10 protein-coding genes and 2 pseudogenes are annotated in these 15246 nt (G+C 62.3%); 7 read left to right on the forward strand and 5 right to left on the reverse strand.

What is annotated here, in order from left to right:
- Window positions 1–157 precede the first annotated feature (157 nt).
- Complete coding sequence (locus tag ACZ9DP_RS32545) at window positions 158–1954, reverse strand: acyl-CoA dehydrogenase C-terminal domain-containing protein (RefSeq protein WP_476204755.1); 1797 nt, start codon at window positions 1952–1954, stop codon at window positions 158–160.
- A gap of 200 nt (window positions 1955–2154) precedes the next feature.
- On the opposite strand from ACZ9DP_RS32545, the gene ACZ9DP_RS32550 reads away from it, so the two are divergent.
- Window positions 2155–2631, forward strand: coding sequence for a VOC family protein (locus ACZ9DP_RS32550; protein ID WP_476204756.1), 477 nt, complete (start codon window positions 2155–2157; stop codon window positions 2629–2631).
- A gap of 47 nt (window positions 2632–2678) precedes the next feature.
- On the opposite strand, the gene ACZ9DP_RS32555 is transcribed toward ACZ9DP_RS32550, so the two are convergent.
- Window positions 2679–3539 (reverse strand): DMT family transporter, encoded by an 861-nt coding sequence (locus ACZ9DP_RS32555; protein ID WP_194728901.1) that lies wholly within the window; start codon window positions 3537–3539, stop codon window positions 2679–2681.
- 105 nt (window positions 3540–3644) lie between these two features.
- On the opposite strand from ACZ9DP_RS32555, the gene ACZ9DP_RS32560 reads away from it, so the two are divergent.
- Together ACZ9DP_RS32560 and ACZ9DP_RS32565 are read left to right on the forward strand one after the other, a co-directional pair.
- Window positions 3645–5069, forward strand: a complete 1425-nt coding sequence (locus tag ACZ9DP_RS32560) for an aminotransferase-like domain-containing protein (RefSeq protein ID WP_476205514.1) — start codon at window positions 3645–3647, stop codon at window positions 5067–5069.
- Between the two features lie 95 nt (window positions 5070–5164).
- Complete coding sequence (locus tag ACZ9DP_RS32565) at window positions 5165–5536, forward strand: hypothetical protein (protein WP_074066586.1); 372 nt, start codon at window positions 5165–5167, stop codon at window positions 5534–5536.
- Between the two features lie 12 nt (window positions 5537–5548).
- Here the strand turns inward: ACZ9DP_RS32565 and ACZ9DP_RS32570 are convergent, their stop codons facing one another.
- Complete coding sequence (locus ACZ9DP_RS32570; RefSeq protein WP_476204757.1) at window positions 5549–6832, reverse strand: cystathionine gamma-synthase family protein; 1284 nt, start codon at window positions 6830–6832, stop codon at window positions 5549–5551.
- A 127-nt stretch (window positions 6833–6959) separates the two neighbouring features.
- On the opposite strand from ACZ9DP_RS32570, the gene ACZ9DP_RS32575 reads away from it, so the two are divergent.
- Together ACZ9DP_RS32575 and ACZ9DP_RS32580 are read left to right on the forward strand one after the other, a co-directional pair.
- Complete coding sequence (locus ACZ9DP_RS32575; protein WP_194728899.1) at window positions 6960–7418, forward strand: Lrp/AsnC family transcriptional regulator; 459 nt, start codon at window positions 6960–6962, stop codon at window positions 7416–7418.
- 254 nt (window positions 7419–7672) lie between these two features.
- Window positions 7673–11440 carry a peptidoglycan-binding protein gene (locus ACZ9DP_RS32580; RefSeq protein ID WP_476204759.1) on the forward strand — a complete coding sequence of 1256 codons (3768 nt, stop codon included), beginning with the start codon at window positions 7673–7675 and terminating at the stop codon, window positions 11438–11440.
- Between the two features lie 479 nt (window positions 11441–11919).
- Here the strand turns inward: ACZ9DP_RS32580 and ACZ9DP_RS32585 are convergent.
- A pseudogene (locus ACZ9DP_RS32585) lies at window positions 11920–12997 on the reverse strand (IS110 family RNA-guided transposase).
- Between the two features lie 142 nt (window positions 12998–13139).
- On the opposite strand from ACZ9DP_RS32585, the gene ACZ9DP_RS32590 reads away from it, so the two are divergent.
- Both ACZ9DP_RS32590 and ACZ9DP_RS32595 read left to right on the forward strand, forming a co-directional pair.
- Window positions 13140–13754 carry a C39 family peptidase gene (locus tag ACZ9DP_RS32590; RefSeq protein ID WP_239599621.1) on the forward strand — a complete coding sequence of 205 codons (615 nt, stop codon included), beginning with the start codon at window positions 13140–13142 and terminating at the stop codon, window positions 13752–13754.
- 35 nt (window positions 13755–13789) lie between these two features.
- On the forward strand, window positions 13790–14860 hold the full coding sequence (locus tag ACZ9DP_RS32595) for a D-alanine--D-alanine ligase family protein (RefSeq protein WP_476204760.1): 1071 nt from the start codon (window positions 13790–13792) through the stop codon (window positions 14858–14860).
- A gap of 113 nt (window positions 14861–14973) precedes the next feature.
- Here ACZ9DP_RS32595 and ACZ9DP_RS32600 read toward each other — a convergent pair.
- Window positions 14974–15117: pseudogene (locus tag ACZ9DP_RS32600) on the reverse strand (ArsR/SmtB family transcription factor); the annotation flags it as partial.
- Window positions 15118–15246 lie beyond the last annotated feature (129 nt).

Raw genomic sequence — 15246 nt, forward strand, 5'->3', positions numbered from 1 at the left:
TCTTCCCTTCCCCCCAAGCAGGGAGAAGTATCGAACAAAGCGAGGCGATAAGGGTCTCCGGCAAAGCCGGAGCCAGAAGAAAGTCACGCCTGAGGCGCGCTCCCTTGTCGGGCCCTTCGGGCTCCCATCTCCCCGGCGGGGAGAAGGGCAACCCAAATTAAAACGCCTCGGCGGGCAAGGTCATCATCGTCTCGGCGCCTGTCTCGATGCGGGCCTTGCGCAGCGCGGTTTCCGGCATGATGCGCTCCATGAAGAAGCGGGCGGTCACAAGCTTGTTCCTGAAATAGCTTTCGCGCGGCGAATCGCCGCTCGCAAGGCCATCCTCTGCGGCTTTCGCCATCTTCGCCCACATATAGCCCAGAACGACGAGGCCGAAGAGATGCATGTAATCCGTCGAGCCGGCGCCGGCATTGTCGGGCTTTGCCATCGCATGCTGCATGAACCACATGGTCGCCGCCTGCACGTCGTTCAAGCCCTTCTTCAGGTTCTTGGTGAAGAAGGTCATCTTCTCGTCGTTGCGATTCTCCTCGCAGAAATCGCCGATCTCCTTGAAGAGCGCCATGACGGCGCGGCCGCCGTTGAGACCCAGCTTGCGGCCGACGAGATCGAGCGCCTGGATGCCGTTGGCACCTTCGTAGATCATCGCGATGCGGGCGTCGCGCACGTACTGGCTCATGCCATGCTCTTCGATATAGCCGTGACCGCCGAAGATCTGCTGGGCCATGACGGCGTGATCGAAGCCCTTGTCGGTCATCACGCCCTTGAGGATCGGGGTGACGAGGCCGAGGATGTCATCCGCCGTCTGGCGCTCGGCATCGCTCGCGGAGCGGTTTGCGATGTCGGATTTCAGCGCTGTCCAGAGGAGAAACGCACGGCCGGCCTCGTTGAAGGCGCGGATGGTCATCAGCGTGCGGCGGATATCCGGATGGACGATGATCGGATCGGCCTTCTTGTCCGGCGCCTTCGGGCCGGAGAGCGAACGGCCCTGGATGCGCTCGCGGGCGTAGTTCACGGCGTTCTGATAGGCAATTTCCGAGATCGAGAGGCCCTGTAGGCCGACGCCAAGGCGAGCCTCGTTCATCATCACGAACATGGCGTTCAGGCCGCGGTTTTCCGCGCCGATCAGGAAGCCGGTCGCCTCGTCGTAATTCATGACGCAGGTGGCATTGCCGTGAATGCCCATCTTGTGCTCGATCGCGCCGCAGGAGACGGCGTTGCGGTCGCCCGGCGTGCCGTCGGCATTGACCAGGAACTTCGGCACGATGAAGAGCGAGATGCCCTTGGTGCCTTCCGGCGCACCCTCGATGCGGGCGAGCACCAGATGGACGATATTGTCCGTCATGTCGTGCTCGCCGGCGGAGATGAAGATCTTCTGGCCGGAAATCTTGTAGCTGCCGTCACCCTGCGGCACGGCCTTGGTGCGGAGCAGGCCGAGATCGGTGCCGCAATGCGGTTCGGTGAGGTTCATGGTGCCCGACCATTCGCCGGCAACCATCTTTGGCAGATAGGCCCGCTTCTGCTCGTCCGACCCGTGGACGACGATCGCCGCAATGGCGCCTTGCGTCAGCCCCGGATACATCATCAGCGACATGTTCGCCGCGGAGGTATATTCGCCAACTGCGGCATGCAGCGTGTAGGGAAGGCCCTGGCCGCCGAATTCCTCCGGTACGGCAAGACCGATCCAGCCCCCTTCGCAATAGGTCTTGTAGGCTTCCCTGAAGCCCTTCGGCGTCGTGACCGAGCCGTCGTCCGCCCGCCTGCAGCCTTCCTGATCGCCGGAATAATTCAGCGGGAAGAGCACTTCCTCTGCCACCTTTGCCGCCTCGCCGAGAATGGCCTCGATCATATCCGGCGTCGCATCGGCAAAACCCGGCAGATTATTGTAGCGCTCGATGCCCAGCACGTCGTTCAGCACGAAGAGCGTATCATTAACCGGAGCCTTGTAGACTGGCATTGTTCGAATTCCTCCAATTCGGCAACCGGACGGGACCGGCATTCGAGAGTCTCTTACAAAATATTGACGTTTGCGTAAACGTCAAATCTTGCATGCAGGCAAATTTGTGGGAAAGAATCTTTACGCCTGTCGGATGACCTCCGCTTGAAACGTCCTTGGGCTGTCAACCATTGTCAGCAAATAGACGCGGAGACTATCCAATGACCAAGGTCAGCACGAATATCTGGTTCGAAAAGGACGCAAAGGAAGCCGTCGAATTTTATGTCTCGATGGTGCCTAATTCTTCCATCCGGCGCACGACCGTGGTTCCCGCGGATACGCCGAGCGGGCCGGAGGGCAGCTGCAAGGTGATCGAGTTCAGGCTTGGCGATCAGGAGTTCACGGCGCTGGAGGCCGGGCCGCTCGATCCGCTCAATCATTCCTTTTCGATCGTCGTCGCATGCGAGGCGCAGGCCGAGATCGACCGGCTCTGGGATGGCTTCCTGCAGAACGGCGGCGTGGAGGAGGCATGCGGCTGGCTGAAGGACCGCTGGGGGCTTTCCTGGCAGGTCGTGCCGCGCGTGCTCGGCGAGATGATGGCCGACCCGGACCGGGCCAAGGCGCGACGCATGACCGAAGTCATGCTGCAGATGGTCAAGCTCGATATCGCCAAGCTTGAAGCGGCATTCCGCGGCTAAGCGGGATGCCGGATGGTTCAGGCGGAGCCGTAGTTCCGCCTGCTGTTCTATCGCGCAAATTTCTTCGCGCCCGCAACGCAGGCCACGACGGCCAGCGTGACGGCAAACATGCTTGGGCTCACCTTCTCATGAAGCAGCACAGCCGCAAGTGCCAGGCTGAAGAAGGGCTGCAGCAATTGCAGCTGGCCGACGGCTGCGATACCGCCGAGCGCAAGGCCGCGATACCAGAATATGAAGCCGATCAGCATGCTGAAGAGAGAGACATAAGCAAGACCGATCCAAGACGTGCTTGCTGCATCCGGGAAGGACGGCGGCATGACGACGAGTGACAGCACGAGCATGACCGGCAGCGAGAGAACGAGCGCCCAGGAAATAACCTGCCAGCCGCCCAGCTTGCGCGACAGCCGCCCCCCTTCCGCATATCCCAGCCCACAGACGATGATCGCCGCGAGCATCAAGAGATCGCCGACCGAGGATGCGGCATCCTCGCGCATCAGTGCAAAGCCCGCGACGATGGCGCTGCCGAGGCAGGAAAACAGCCAGAAGACCGGACGTGGGCGCTCGCCGCCGCGCAGCACGCCAAAAACGGCGGTCGCCAGTGGCAGAAGGCCGATGAAAACTGTCGAGTGAGCCGAAGTGATATGCTTCAGCGCAAATGCGGTTAGCAGCGGAAAGCCGATAACTACGCCCAGCGACACCACAAGGAGTGAGAGAAGATCGGCGCGGCCAGGACGCTTTTCGCGAAAGGCGAGCAGCAAGCATAAGGCAAGTATGCCAGCGATCGCGGCGCGGGCGACGGTAAGGAACAGCGGATCGAAATTTGCGACCGCAACGCGCGTCGCCGGAAGCGATCCGCTGAAGATCAACACTCCCAGAAAACCGTTGATCCAGCCGCCTGTCCGGTCCATCGCCATGCTCCTGCGTTTTCATCGCTATCGACCGCAAGGCCTGGAACCGCCAGAGACAATGCTATACAATCAGAACAAACTGTTATGGATACGGATACAGTACAGATGGATCAACAGTCGACGAAGCGCGAGAGCGGCGGCAAGCGCATAGAAGGCGTCATGGCGGAAATCCGCGGCCGGATCGCAGCTCGCGGGCTCGTGCCGGGATCCCGCCTGCCCTCGGTGCGCGCCTTCGCCAAGACGATGCAGGTCTCGCCTTCGACTGTCGTGGAAGCCTATGAACGGCTGGCCGGCGAAGGCCTGATCCGCTCACGGCCGGGTTCCGGCTTCTACGTTTCGAGCCCGCTTGCGCCGCTTGCGCTTTCCGAGATCGGGCCGAAGCTCGATCGGGCGATCGATCCATTGTGGGTCTACCGACAGTCGCTGGAAGACGCGCCCGAACTGCTGAAGCCCGGATGCGGCTGGCTGCCGGCAAGCTGGATGCCACAGGTAGCAATACGGAAGGCGCTTCGCGCGATCTCCCGCGGCGAAGGGCGGGTACTTGCAGATTATGGAACGCCGCTTGGGCTGCCACAGCTAAGGCAACTGCTCTCGCGCCGCATGGGCGAGCGCGGCATTGCAGCAGCTCCCGACCACATCATTCTTACGGAGTCGGGCACGCAGGCGATCGATCTTCTGTGCCGCTTTCTGATCGAGCCAGGTGATGGCGTATTGGTGGACGACCCCTGCTATTTCAATTTCCATGCACTGTTGCGCGCTCACCGGGCGAACGCCATTGGCGTTCCAATGACGCCCAGCGGGCCGGATATCGAGGCATTCGAGCGGGCGATCGATGAGCACCGGCCGCGGCTCTACATCACCAACTCATCAATCCATAACCCGACAGGCGCGACGTGTTCACCTGTTGTGGCACACCGCCTGCTGAAGCTTGCCGAGCGCGCCGGCCTGACAATCGTCGAAGACGATATCTTCGCCGATCTCGAGGATGAGCCGGCTCCTCGTCTCGCCGCGTTCGACGGGCTGGAGCGTGTGGTCCATATCGGCAGCTTCTCCAAGACGCTTTCTGCCTCTGTCCGTTGCGGCTTCATAGCCGCGAGACCGGACTGGATCGAGCCGCTCACCGACCTCAAGATGGCGACAAGCATCGGCGGCGGGCGGCTCTCGTCCGAACTGATCCTGCTGCTCTTGAAGGATGGCAGCTACCGCAAACATCTGGAGGCACTGCGCGTTCGCCTTTCAAGAGCGATGGACGAGACGGCAGCGCGGCTTGCGCCGCTCGGCATCACGCCATGGATAAGGCCGCAAGCGGGCATGTTTGTCTGGTGCAAGTTGCCGGACGGCATAGACGCTGCCGATATCGCGCAAGCCTGCCTTGCCGACAACGTCGTCTTAGCGCCGGGCAATGCCTTCAGTCTGTCGCAGACAGCACGCGGTTTCCTTCGCTTCAATGTCGCCCAGTCGGATGATCCGAGGATATTCCAGTCGCTGGAGAGAGCGCTGAAGAATGCTGCGCGCAGTCTGGCCTGCTGACTGGCAATCGCTGACTGAAAGCAGCGTTTGCTTCTGCGGGTGAACACGCTACATTTCGCTGGCTAACCGAAGAGAGCCCTGGGAGGAGCGATTTCATGAGACGGATGTGGCCTGAGGAGTTCAATTCCATCCTGGACGGCGCAGAGGAAGTGACGCTGACGCTGCCGGCGGTCGTCCACGAGGACGGATCGCGGAGCGAGGCGATCAGCAGGCAGGCTCTGAAAGTCCGCATTCCGATGGAGGATTACGAGCGCATCTGGCCATTGGCGGAAGCCCGCTACCGGCTCGGCGGAAAATTCGCCGGCAAGGCGATCACGCTGATCACCACCAATCCGCATTACCATGCCTGGCACCCGGCTGACGGCGGCAGTATCGAGAATACCTCCGATAGCGGCAGGCGCTACAGGACGAATTACATCGTCGCGCATTTTCTGCTCGATGACGTGCGGGAGACGGCGGCGGCCTGAGGCCGCCTGCCCTTACGCTTCGTCCAGAGCGAGCGCCAGATCGGCGATCAGATCGTCGGGATGCTCGATGCCGATCGACAGCCGTATGGTCGATTCCAGAACGCCGATGCGCTGGCGCACATCTGCCGGAACGCCGGAATGGGTCATCGCAGCCGGATGGCTGGCGAGCGATTCCGTGCCGCCGAGGCTGACGGCAAGCTTGAAGATCTTCAGCGCGTTCAGGAACTTGAAGGCCGCCGGCTGGCCGCCCTTGATATCGAAAGAGAAGGTGGAGCCGGCGCCTGTGCACTGCGTGGCAAAGGTCCGGCCGACCGGCGATTCCGGATCATGGTAGGGCAGATAGTGGATGTTCTCGACCTTCGGGTGATCGCGGAGGAAATCGGCAACGGCGCGCGCATTGCTGTTGGCCCGCTCCATACGGATCTGCAGCGTTTCCAGCGAGCGCCCGAGCATCCAGCAGGAATGCGGATCGAGCTGCGTGCCGATCGAGCCGCGAAGTGCCTTCACCTGTTTGATCACCGCTTTGGGGCCGAGGACGGCGCCGGCGATGAGGTCCGAATGGCCGCCGACATATTTGGTCAGCGAATAGAGCGAGATATCCGCGCCATGTTCGATCGGGCGCTGGAAGACCGGGCCGAGCAGCGTGTTGTCGCAGACGACGATCGGCGTGTGGTCCTGCGTTTTTCCGATCGCATCGGCGATGCGGCGGATCATGGCGACATCGACGAGGCTGTTCGTCGGATTGGCGGGCGTTTCGACGAGGATGACCGAGACCCGGCCTTTCGACATAGCTTCTTCTGCAGCCGCTTTTACCGAAGCCTCGCTGACGCCATCGGCGAAGCCGACGGCGGAAACGCTAAGATTGAGGAAGGTCTTCGCCAGCAGCGTCTCGGTGCCGCCATAGAGCGGCTGCGAATGAAGGATCGCATCGCCCGGCCGGACGAAGGCAAGCAGCGTGGTTGCGATCGCCGCCATGCCGGAGGAGAAGAGCGCGCCGCTTTCCGTCCGCTCATAGACGGCGAGCCTGTCTTCGACGATCTCGCTGTTCGGGTGGTTGAAGCGCGAATAGACGAGGCCGGCACCCTTGCCTGCCGGCGGTTCGCGGCGGCCCGACACATAATCGAAGAAATCGCGGCCATCCTCGGCGGTATTGAAGACGAAGGTCGAGGTCAGGAAGACCGGCGGCTTGACCGCGCCTTCGGAAAGTTCCGGATCGTACCCGTAGTTCAGCATTAGCGTTTCCGGATGCAGCGCGTGATTGCCGATATGGGTTCTCGAAGGGTGTGGCGCGGTCATTGACGGTCTCCTCAGGCCGATGGATTGGAACTGAAACAGCAAATTATATCAAATGCGGAGGCACGTTCTTGCTATTTGGCGCAGGAGGATGTCTTTGGAAGCAACTTCCTGCGGAGCAATCTGAAATATGGCGCAGAAAATTGCCGATGAGACGGACCGGCGAATCCTGAAGGAACTGACGGCCGATGCGCGGATCACCAACAACGAGCTTGCCGAGCGCGTGGGGCTTTCAGCTTCCGCATGCCTTCGCCGGCTGCGGCGGCTGGAGGAGACGGGCGTCATAAAGGGCTACACGGCGCTCGTCGATCCGACCGCGGAAGGCTTTACGATGACGGCAATCGCCTCCGTACGGCTCAGCCGCCAGCACGAGGACGAGATCCAGATGTTCGAGACTGCCGTGCGCAGCTGGGACGAAGTGCTCGAGTGCCATCTCGTCACCGGTTCGCGCGACTACGTCCTGAAGGTGATGAGCGCGGGGCTGGATCAATACGAGCGCTTCATCAAGGAGAAGATCGCGCGGTTGAAATGCGTCGATACGATCGAGACCAGCTTTGTGATGAACACCATCAAGGAGCGGCGCATCTAGCTTAAAATGTGTGCCGATTTACCGAAACATTAAAAAATTTTCACGGACATTAACGGCTTGTTTACCACGTTTCGTGAAAGGTGCGGGGTGAGCAGTGGTGATCCGCATTCCTTTTTCAAGTCTCGCGTTTACTTGGAGTGCCGCTACGCCGTTCAAGTTGAGAAAAGTCTAATAAACTGCTCTCCGGTGAACGGTCTCTCAAGCCAATGGCCTGGCCCTGACGAGGGTCCCGAGCAGACGAAGCGAGCAGGAAGATGAACGGATCGCGATCCAATATCCCCCGGCATTCCGACAGAGCATCGCTCGATGCGCTAAACCGCACGATCGAGGGGCTTGAGGCACGCATCGAAGGGCTGATGGGCAAGGGAAGCCGCGAGCCGAGGCAGCAGCCGGCCGCAGCGGAGCGCGAAAGCTACGGGAGAGCTTACGAACCGGCTTATATAAGGCCGGAAGCCCGGCCTGATCCACTCGCAGAAATCCGCGAGCGCCAGCGCACGCTCGATGCCGGTCGTGAACGCGCAGCCGCCGAACGTGCAGCTTACCGCGAACCGGCATCGGCCCCGCGTATGCCGGCACCGCAGGCCGCACCTGCTTATGGCGCCTCGCCCGACACGATGACCGAGATTGCCCAGGCGCTCGTCAACCTGCGCCAGGACCTGAAGCGCGACATTTCGGACGGTGTAGCGCGCGAGATGGATGCGCTGCGCACGGAACTGCGCGAGATCAAGACGAGCGCGCAGGACCGGCATTTCGCCGACGACATCCGCGAAGACATGGGCCGGCTCGCCCAGAGTATCAACCAGCTCTCCAGCCGTTCGGCTGGCCCGGAGACTGCGGGCCTGCGAAACGAATTCGAAGAACTGCGCTCACTGATGGACGGCCTTGCCCGCGAGGATTCCATCCGCCACATGGAACGCCGCTGGGACGGCTTCGAAAACCAGCTGCATGCGCTGGACACAGCAGGCCTGCAGGAAGAGCTGGTGTCGCTCGCCTATCGGCTCGACGATATCAAGCGCCATATCGGCGGCATGGGCGAAAGCCCGGCAGTGCGCGCGCTGGAAGACAAGCTGATTGCGATCGCGACCGCGATGGAGCAATTCGGCAGCATGATCCAGCCGCATGACCGCGCCATGGCCGAGCAGTTTGCCGCGATGGATATGCGCCTTGACGAGATCAGCCGTGCGATCGCGGCGAGCGGGCGCAGCGCGGCAAGCGGCGACCCGGCGCTGATGCATCGCCTCGAAGGCCGGCTGAATGCGCTGGCCGAGCAGATCGATATGGTGGGCCGCAGTGCGGAAAGCCACGCCCTGCCCGCCGAGGGCCTTGCCGACCGGCTGGAAATGCTGACGCGGCGCGTGGAGGAACTCGCCAATACCAAAGCGACGGCACGCCTCGACGAGCGGCTCGAGCAGCTTTCCTTCATGCTCGAGCGTGCCCAGAAGACGGTTCCGCAGGCAGATCTCAACGGCACGCTCGCCGACATCTCCCGCAAGATCGACGCACTGGAAAGCGGCGCAGTCAACGACGCGCTGGCGGAACGGCTGGACTATCTTGCGCGCCGCATCGACCAGATGGACGTGCAGCCTGGCCCTGGCGCGGCTACCGATGACGGTGCATTCCGCCGCATCGAGGGGCGCCTCAGCGACATCGCGGCACGCCTCGAGGAAAGCACGGCGGCGCCCCCGACGGATTCGAGAGCCCTGAAGAACCTCGAAGACCAGATTGCCGGTCTTTCAGCGCTGATGAACGCGCCGCGCGCCGGCGGTGACGGCATTCCCGTCGAGCTCGACCGCCGCATGGGCGCGATCGAAGACTATATGGCGACCAGCGACGAATACATCATCGAGGCGGCCCGCCAGGCGGCCGAAGCCGTCGTCGAAGCCTATTCCCGCAACGGCGGTCTTCAGGTCGGCGCAGTCCCAGCCGCCGATATGTCGGCGCTAAATGCACTCGCCGAAGATCTGCGGCATCTCGAAGAGCTCAGCCGCAGCAGCGATGAACGCACGCACAAGACGTTCCAGGCGCTGCACGAGACGCTGGTGCAGATCGCCGACAGGCTGGACGACATGGAAACCCGCAGCCGGCCGGCCGCACGAATGCCCGCCGCAAATGCCGATTTCGAGATCGATCCTTACGCGCTGGTCCCCGCCGGTGCCGAGGAAAGCGAGACGCAGGCCGTGTTCGGCCAGAAGGGTGCCTCGCCGCTCCTGCGCACGGCGGAAAGCGTCAGCGAGCCTGTCGTGCCTGAGAATGTTCCGCCCACAGCCGATACGAGCGTGAGCGCGATCGAAGCCGCAACCAATCCCGCTGGAGCTGCAACGCCCGCAAAAGGCAGCCTGCTTGCAGCACTCGGCAAGCGGCTGATTCCGGGCAAGAAGACGGAGAAGGCGAAGGCTGTCGAGCGGACCGTCATCGATCCCGCGCCGTCGATCGATCCGGTCGACCTGATGCCTGGCGAGGAAGCATCGAACGAGCCGCTGGAGCCGGGCTCGGGCGCACCGGATGTGAAGAAGATCCTGGAGCGGGTACGCGCCAGCCAGGTCGCGGCACGCAACAATCCGAAACCGGCAACGGAAAACGAGCGCGCCGACTATATCGCCGCCGCCCGTCGCGCAGCCCAGGCCGCCGCCATGGAAGCCGATCCAAAGGCCCAGCCGGTCAAGGGGGAGAAGAAAACCAAGGCGCCAAAGCCTGCCGGCGGCGCCAGCGCCTTCAGCCGCTTCCGCCGTCCGCTTCTGCTTGCTGCAGGCGCCGTGCTGCTCGCCATCATGGCCTTCCCCCTTGCCCGCACGCTGACCGGCGGCGAACAGGCGCCTCCGGCCGAAGTCTCGGTGCTTTCGGATGCCGCGCAGAACCCCGTTGCAGCCAATAGTTCGGCCATGCCGGAACAGAGTGCGGAAGCAACCGCAGCCGTCACTCCGACGGAATCTGCAGAACCCGAGGCCCCAGCACCGCTCGCCTTAGGGACGGCGCAGACCGAGCCCGAAGCGATGCAGCCCGCACCACCCGGCCACCTGACCGACGCCGTACCGCTTGACGGCGAAGGTGCCTCGACGCTGACGCCAGGCGCGCCGGCACAGGATGCTGCAGCGTTTTCGCCCAAGGATGTTGCGGCTTCCACGAATGCCTCGCCCGCGGCACCTTCCATATCCGTGCCCGACACCATTCAGCCGCAGGCGCTTGCAGACGCCGCCCGCAACGGCGACCAGCTTGCGCTCTTCGAGATCGGCGCACGCTATACCGAAGGCCGCAACGGCCTGGCGGCCGACCAGGCGCAGGCCGCAAACTGGTATCAGCTTGCCGCCGACAAGGGCTTTGCTCCGGCGCAATACCGTCTCGGCAGCATGTACGAGAAGGGGACCGGCGTCGCACGCGATATCGGCAAGGCCAAGGCCTTCTACGAGCAGGCTGCCAATCAGGGCAATGCCAGCGCCATGCACAATCTGGCCGTGCTCTACGCCTCCGGCGCGCTCGGCGAGCAGGACTACACGACCGCGGCAAACTGGTTCACCAAGGCCGCCGATCTCGGCATCACCGACAGCCAATTCAACCTGGCGATCCTTTGCGCCCGCGGCAACGGCGTGGCGCAGGACCTCGGCGAAAGCTACAAGTGGTTCGCCATCGCTGCCCAGGGCGGCGACAAGGACGCCGGCGCCAAGCGCGACGAAGTGGCAAAGGCGATGAAGCCCGCCGACCTCGAAAAGGCACGGGCTGCGACGAGTGCCTGGAAGCCGCAGCCGCTCGACAACAAGGCCAACGGCATCGAAATCCCGGACGGCTGGGCGAGCAACGGCACGAAGACCTCGACCGTCGATATGAAGAAGGCGATCCGCAACATTCAGGCGATCCTCAACAACAACGGCTTCGACGCCGGCCCGCCGGACGGCGAGATGGGCGCGAAGACGACCGCCGCGATCAAGAGCTTCCAGAAGTCGGTCGGCCAGGAGCCGAGCGGCAGGATCAACGACGACACGGTAAAGGCGCTCCTGGAGCGCAACGCCAAGAACACGACCAAGGCTTGAGGAACGAAAGCGTTCGAAACTGATTGGGATTGAGCACTGCTTCTACTTCCGTCAGCTCACGGGCCGTTAATTGCGAGCGATCGCCAACAAGCGTGATACGCGTCAGATTTTCGCCTGAACAAATCCGGCTGAAGCAACCGGACGTTAACAGGGCTCTCCCGGACGGACGTAAGCGAGAACCGCTCATCTTGTGGTATTTGCCCCGCATATGTGGAACGGCCCGCATGGCAAGAGCTTTTTCAGTCGATTTCACACTTTGGGAGCGGTGCGGTCATATGTCCGGCCTTTGGACGCGGCGTATAACCGCTGGCCTCGATGAAGTCCGCGACACGAGGGGCTCATCAATTTTACGCGCTTCGAACGCATTGCGCTAAGCGGCCTCACTCGTTGCGGGATTTCGTCCCATCTGTTTATCGTCTATTTGTGCACCTTGCCTCTGCCGGCATGCGCCGATCAGATCGTCTTGACGGTCTCGGTCTTCAGGCGGCCACAGTCATCATCAGCGGCTCAACACGCCGATATATCCCGCCCTTCTTCAGAAGCGCCCAAATGATCCGCGCCGTCTTGTTGGCGAGGGGCGACGGCTGCGACCTTGGAGGGGGGGCCGTCTGGTGAGAAGCGCGCTCAACCACGGCCGCGTCCGGGGTCGTTGCGAGCGATCCGCAGGACGGATGTCGCGCCTAGAACCAGAAGAGTGCGCAGCTCCCGATTGCCCATCTTCGATATTCGTCCCAGCCGCTCCTTGCCGCCACTCGAATGAGCCTTTGGGGTCAGACCCAGCCAGGCCGCAAAATGACGGCCCGATTTGAACCCACCGGGATCGGGAACCAGCGCCTTAATAGTTGCCGCCGTGATCGCGCCCACGCCCGGAATCGTGGTCAGGCGGCGCATGTCCTCGTCGCGTCTTGCCTCAGTGATGATAGCGCGCTCGAGCCTGTCGATCTGCTCTGCCAGGGCGTCGACCTGATCGGCCATCGCAACTAATGCGAATCGAGCCGCCGCGGGTAGACGAGCATCTGTTTCGTCTCGTACGATCGCAACCAACGCCTCAACCTTCGTCAGGCGGGCAGCGGCGATGATGCCCAATTCGGCCAGATGTGCGCGCAGGGCGTTGATGGCCTGCGTTCTCTGCCGCACCACAAGAGCGCGGGTCTTCAGCACCATCGCGGCAGCCTGCTGCTCGGCCGTCTTGATCGGGACGAAGCGCATCGTCTTGCCGGTCACCGCCTCACTGATCACCTCTGCGTCGGCAGCATCCGTCTTGCCGCGCTTGACAAAGGGCTTCACATAGGCCGGCGGGATAAGCCGCACCTCATGACCGAACTTGCCGATCTCGCGCGCCCAATAATGGGCACTACCGCATGCTTCCATCCCGACCAGGCAGGGCGGCAGCCTTTCGAAGAGCCGCAGCACTTCGCCGCGACGTAGTTTTCGGTTGAAGATTGGCGAGCCATCGCCGTCTGCGCCGTGAACCTGGAAAACGTGTTTGGCCAAATCGAGCCCGATGGTGCTAACATCCTTCGTGGAACGGTTCCTCCTATCGTGGCGTTCGAACAACGGCCACCCTAGCACATCGATGCTGTTGGAGCGGGCCGTTCCACCATCAATTTTGAACGACCCTTTGCGTCCGCCGCAAAAGGGTCGTTTTGCTTGTGGAATTTCCCGGCGTGACTTGATCACCGATGGGGGATTCGTGAATATTCAGCGGGCCGACGTGCCCTATTTCAGCCAATGGGAAACGCCCGAGATGACGCTGCCGGTCGCGGCGGAGGGTTCTGCGGCGCTCATGCGCGATCCGCTGTGGCGGCATTCCGGCGCGCAGACGATCGAGGAATATGCCCGCTGGGGCGTCAATGTCTGCGGTATGGCCTGCCTGAAGATGATCCTTGCCGCGCGCGGTGAATTCCATCCGACGCTCGATCTTGCCCGCGGCTGCGCGGCCTATGGCGGCTATGTCGTCAATGAGGCCGATGCCTCGATCAAGGGGCTGATCTATGCGCCTTTCGTCAAGTTCGTCACCGAACGTTTCGGGCTAGGCGCGGAGACAGTGACGAATGTCGATACGGCCGCCATTCCCGAACTTCTTTCGAAGCGGCAGTTTTTCATCGCCTCGGTGCATCACGCAATCCGCTGGCCAGAGCGTGAGCCGCCATCGAAGGGCGGCCACCTGGTGCTGGTGACGGCGGCCTCGCCCGAGACCATCCGCTTCCACAATCCTTCAGGACACAATCCGGAAAGCCAGGCGCATGTGACGCTGCCGCTTGCCGTCTTCGACCGCTTCTTCGCCAACCGCGGCATCGCCGTCGGCTTCTAAGTCTTTTCAACACCAAGTCATTCCGGAGATTTTACATGATTGCTGCATCAAACCGACTGCGCATTGCCGTGCTCTTCGGCGGACGCTCGACCGAGCACGATGTCTCCGTGCTTTCGGCTACGAATGTGATGCGCGCGCTGGAGCCTCAAAAATACGACGCCATTCCGGTGTTCGTCACCCGCGAAGGACAATGGCTGTTGAGCAGCTTCGAGGATGGCACGCTTGCGAAACCGGAAAAGGGAGCCGAGGTCTGCCTCGTGCCGGGCGGACGCGGACGTATGTTTGCAATTCCCGCTGGCGGATCGCCTTACGAACTGCCAACGATCGACATCCTCTTTCCGGTCCTTCACGGCCTGCATGGCGAGGACGGCTCCGTGCAGGGCCTTGCGGAGGTTGCCCGCGTGCCGCTTGCCGGCTGCGGCATTCTCGGATCGGCGACCGCGCTGGACAAGGACATCGCCAAGCAACTCATGAAGGCGGCCGGGGTGCCGATCGCGCGCTCCGTGACAATTCATGAGGGCGCACAGCCTCCCTTCGCCGCGCTGGAAAATGAACTCGGCCTGCCGCTCTTCATCAAGCCGGCGCGGCAGGGCTCATCGGTCGGCGTCAGGAAGGTCCATGCCAGCCAGGAATTCGACGGGGCGCTTGCGGAAGGCTTCCGGCACGACCGCAAGCTGCTTGCGGAGGAGTTCGTTCGTGGGCGCGAGATCGAATTCAGCGTGCTGGAGGACACGGCAGGCAACCTTTTCGTTTCACGGCCGGGCGAGATCGTGCCGGCGGAGAGCCATGGCTTCTACAGCTACAATGCGAAATATATCGACGAGAACGGTGCAGCGCTGAAAATACCGGCAGAATTGCCGCCGGAGGTCGAGGCCGGCATGCGGGATATGGCCGCAAGGGCTTTCAGGGCCGTCGGCTGCGACAGCATGGCGCGTGTCGACTTTTTCCTGACACCGGACATGCAATTCCTCGTCAACGAGATCAACACCATCCCCGGCTTCACCGATATCAGCATGTATTCCAAGGCAATGGCGGCAAGCGGCGTGAGTTATGCCGAAGTCATCGACCGGCTCGTGGCGCACGGGCTGGCACGGGCCGGGCAGTGACGATGCGATAGCCCTCAGGCGCGGTCCTCGACTTGCCTTGCAAGCTGCTCGATACCCGTGCCCCGCCATCGTGGAAGCCCACTTCGGCGTGCATGTTGCGGTCGGCGCTGTCTGAAGCACGAGAGAGCCATGTCGAACGGCTCCGCGAGGTCGCTGATGCTGGCCGGGCCTTCGCCCAAACGGCCGAGCACTGCACGGCGCGTCGGGTCCGCAAGCGCGAGAAAGATGCCGCTCAGCCGTTCTGAATACTGATCCATGAGGCTAAGTATCGCGGGAGAATACTTAGCGAAATGGCTAAGTATTTTCCGGCGAACAAGACTCCTCGCGTGCCGTCGTCACAAAATCTGAAAAAAGCCCAATTAATCGGAACTTATCGCTCGCGTAAT

It is taken from the genome of Rhizobium sp. USDA 4016 (genome assembly GCF_056279705.1).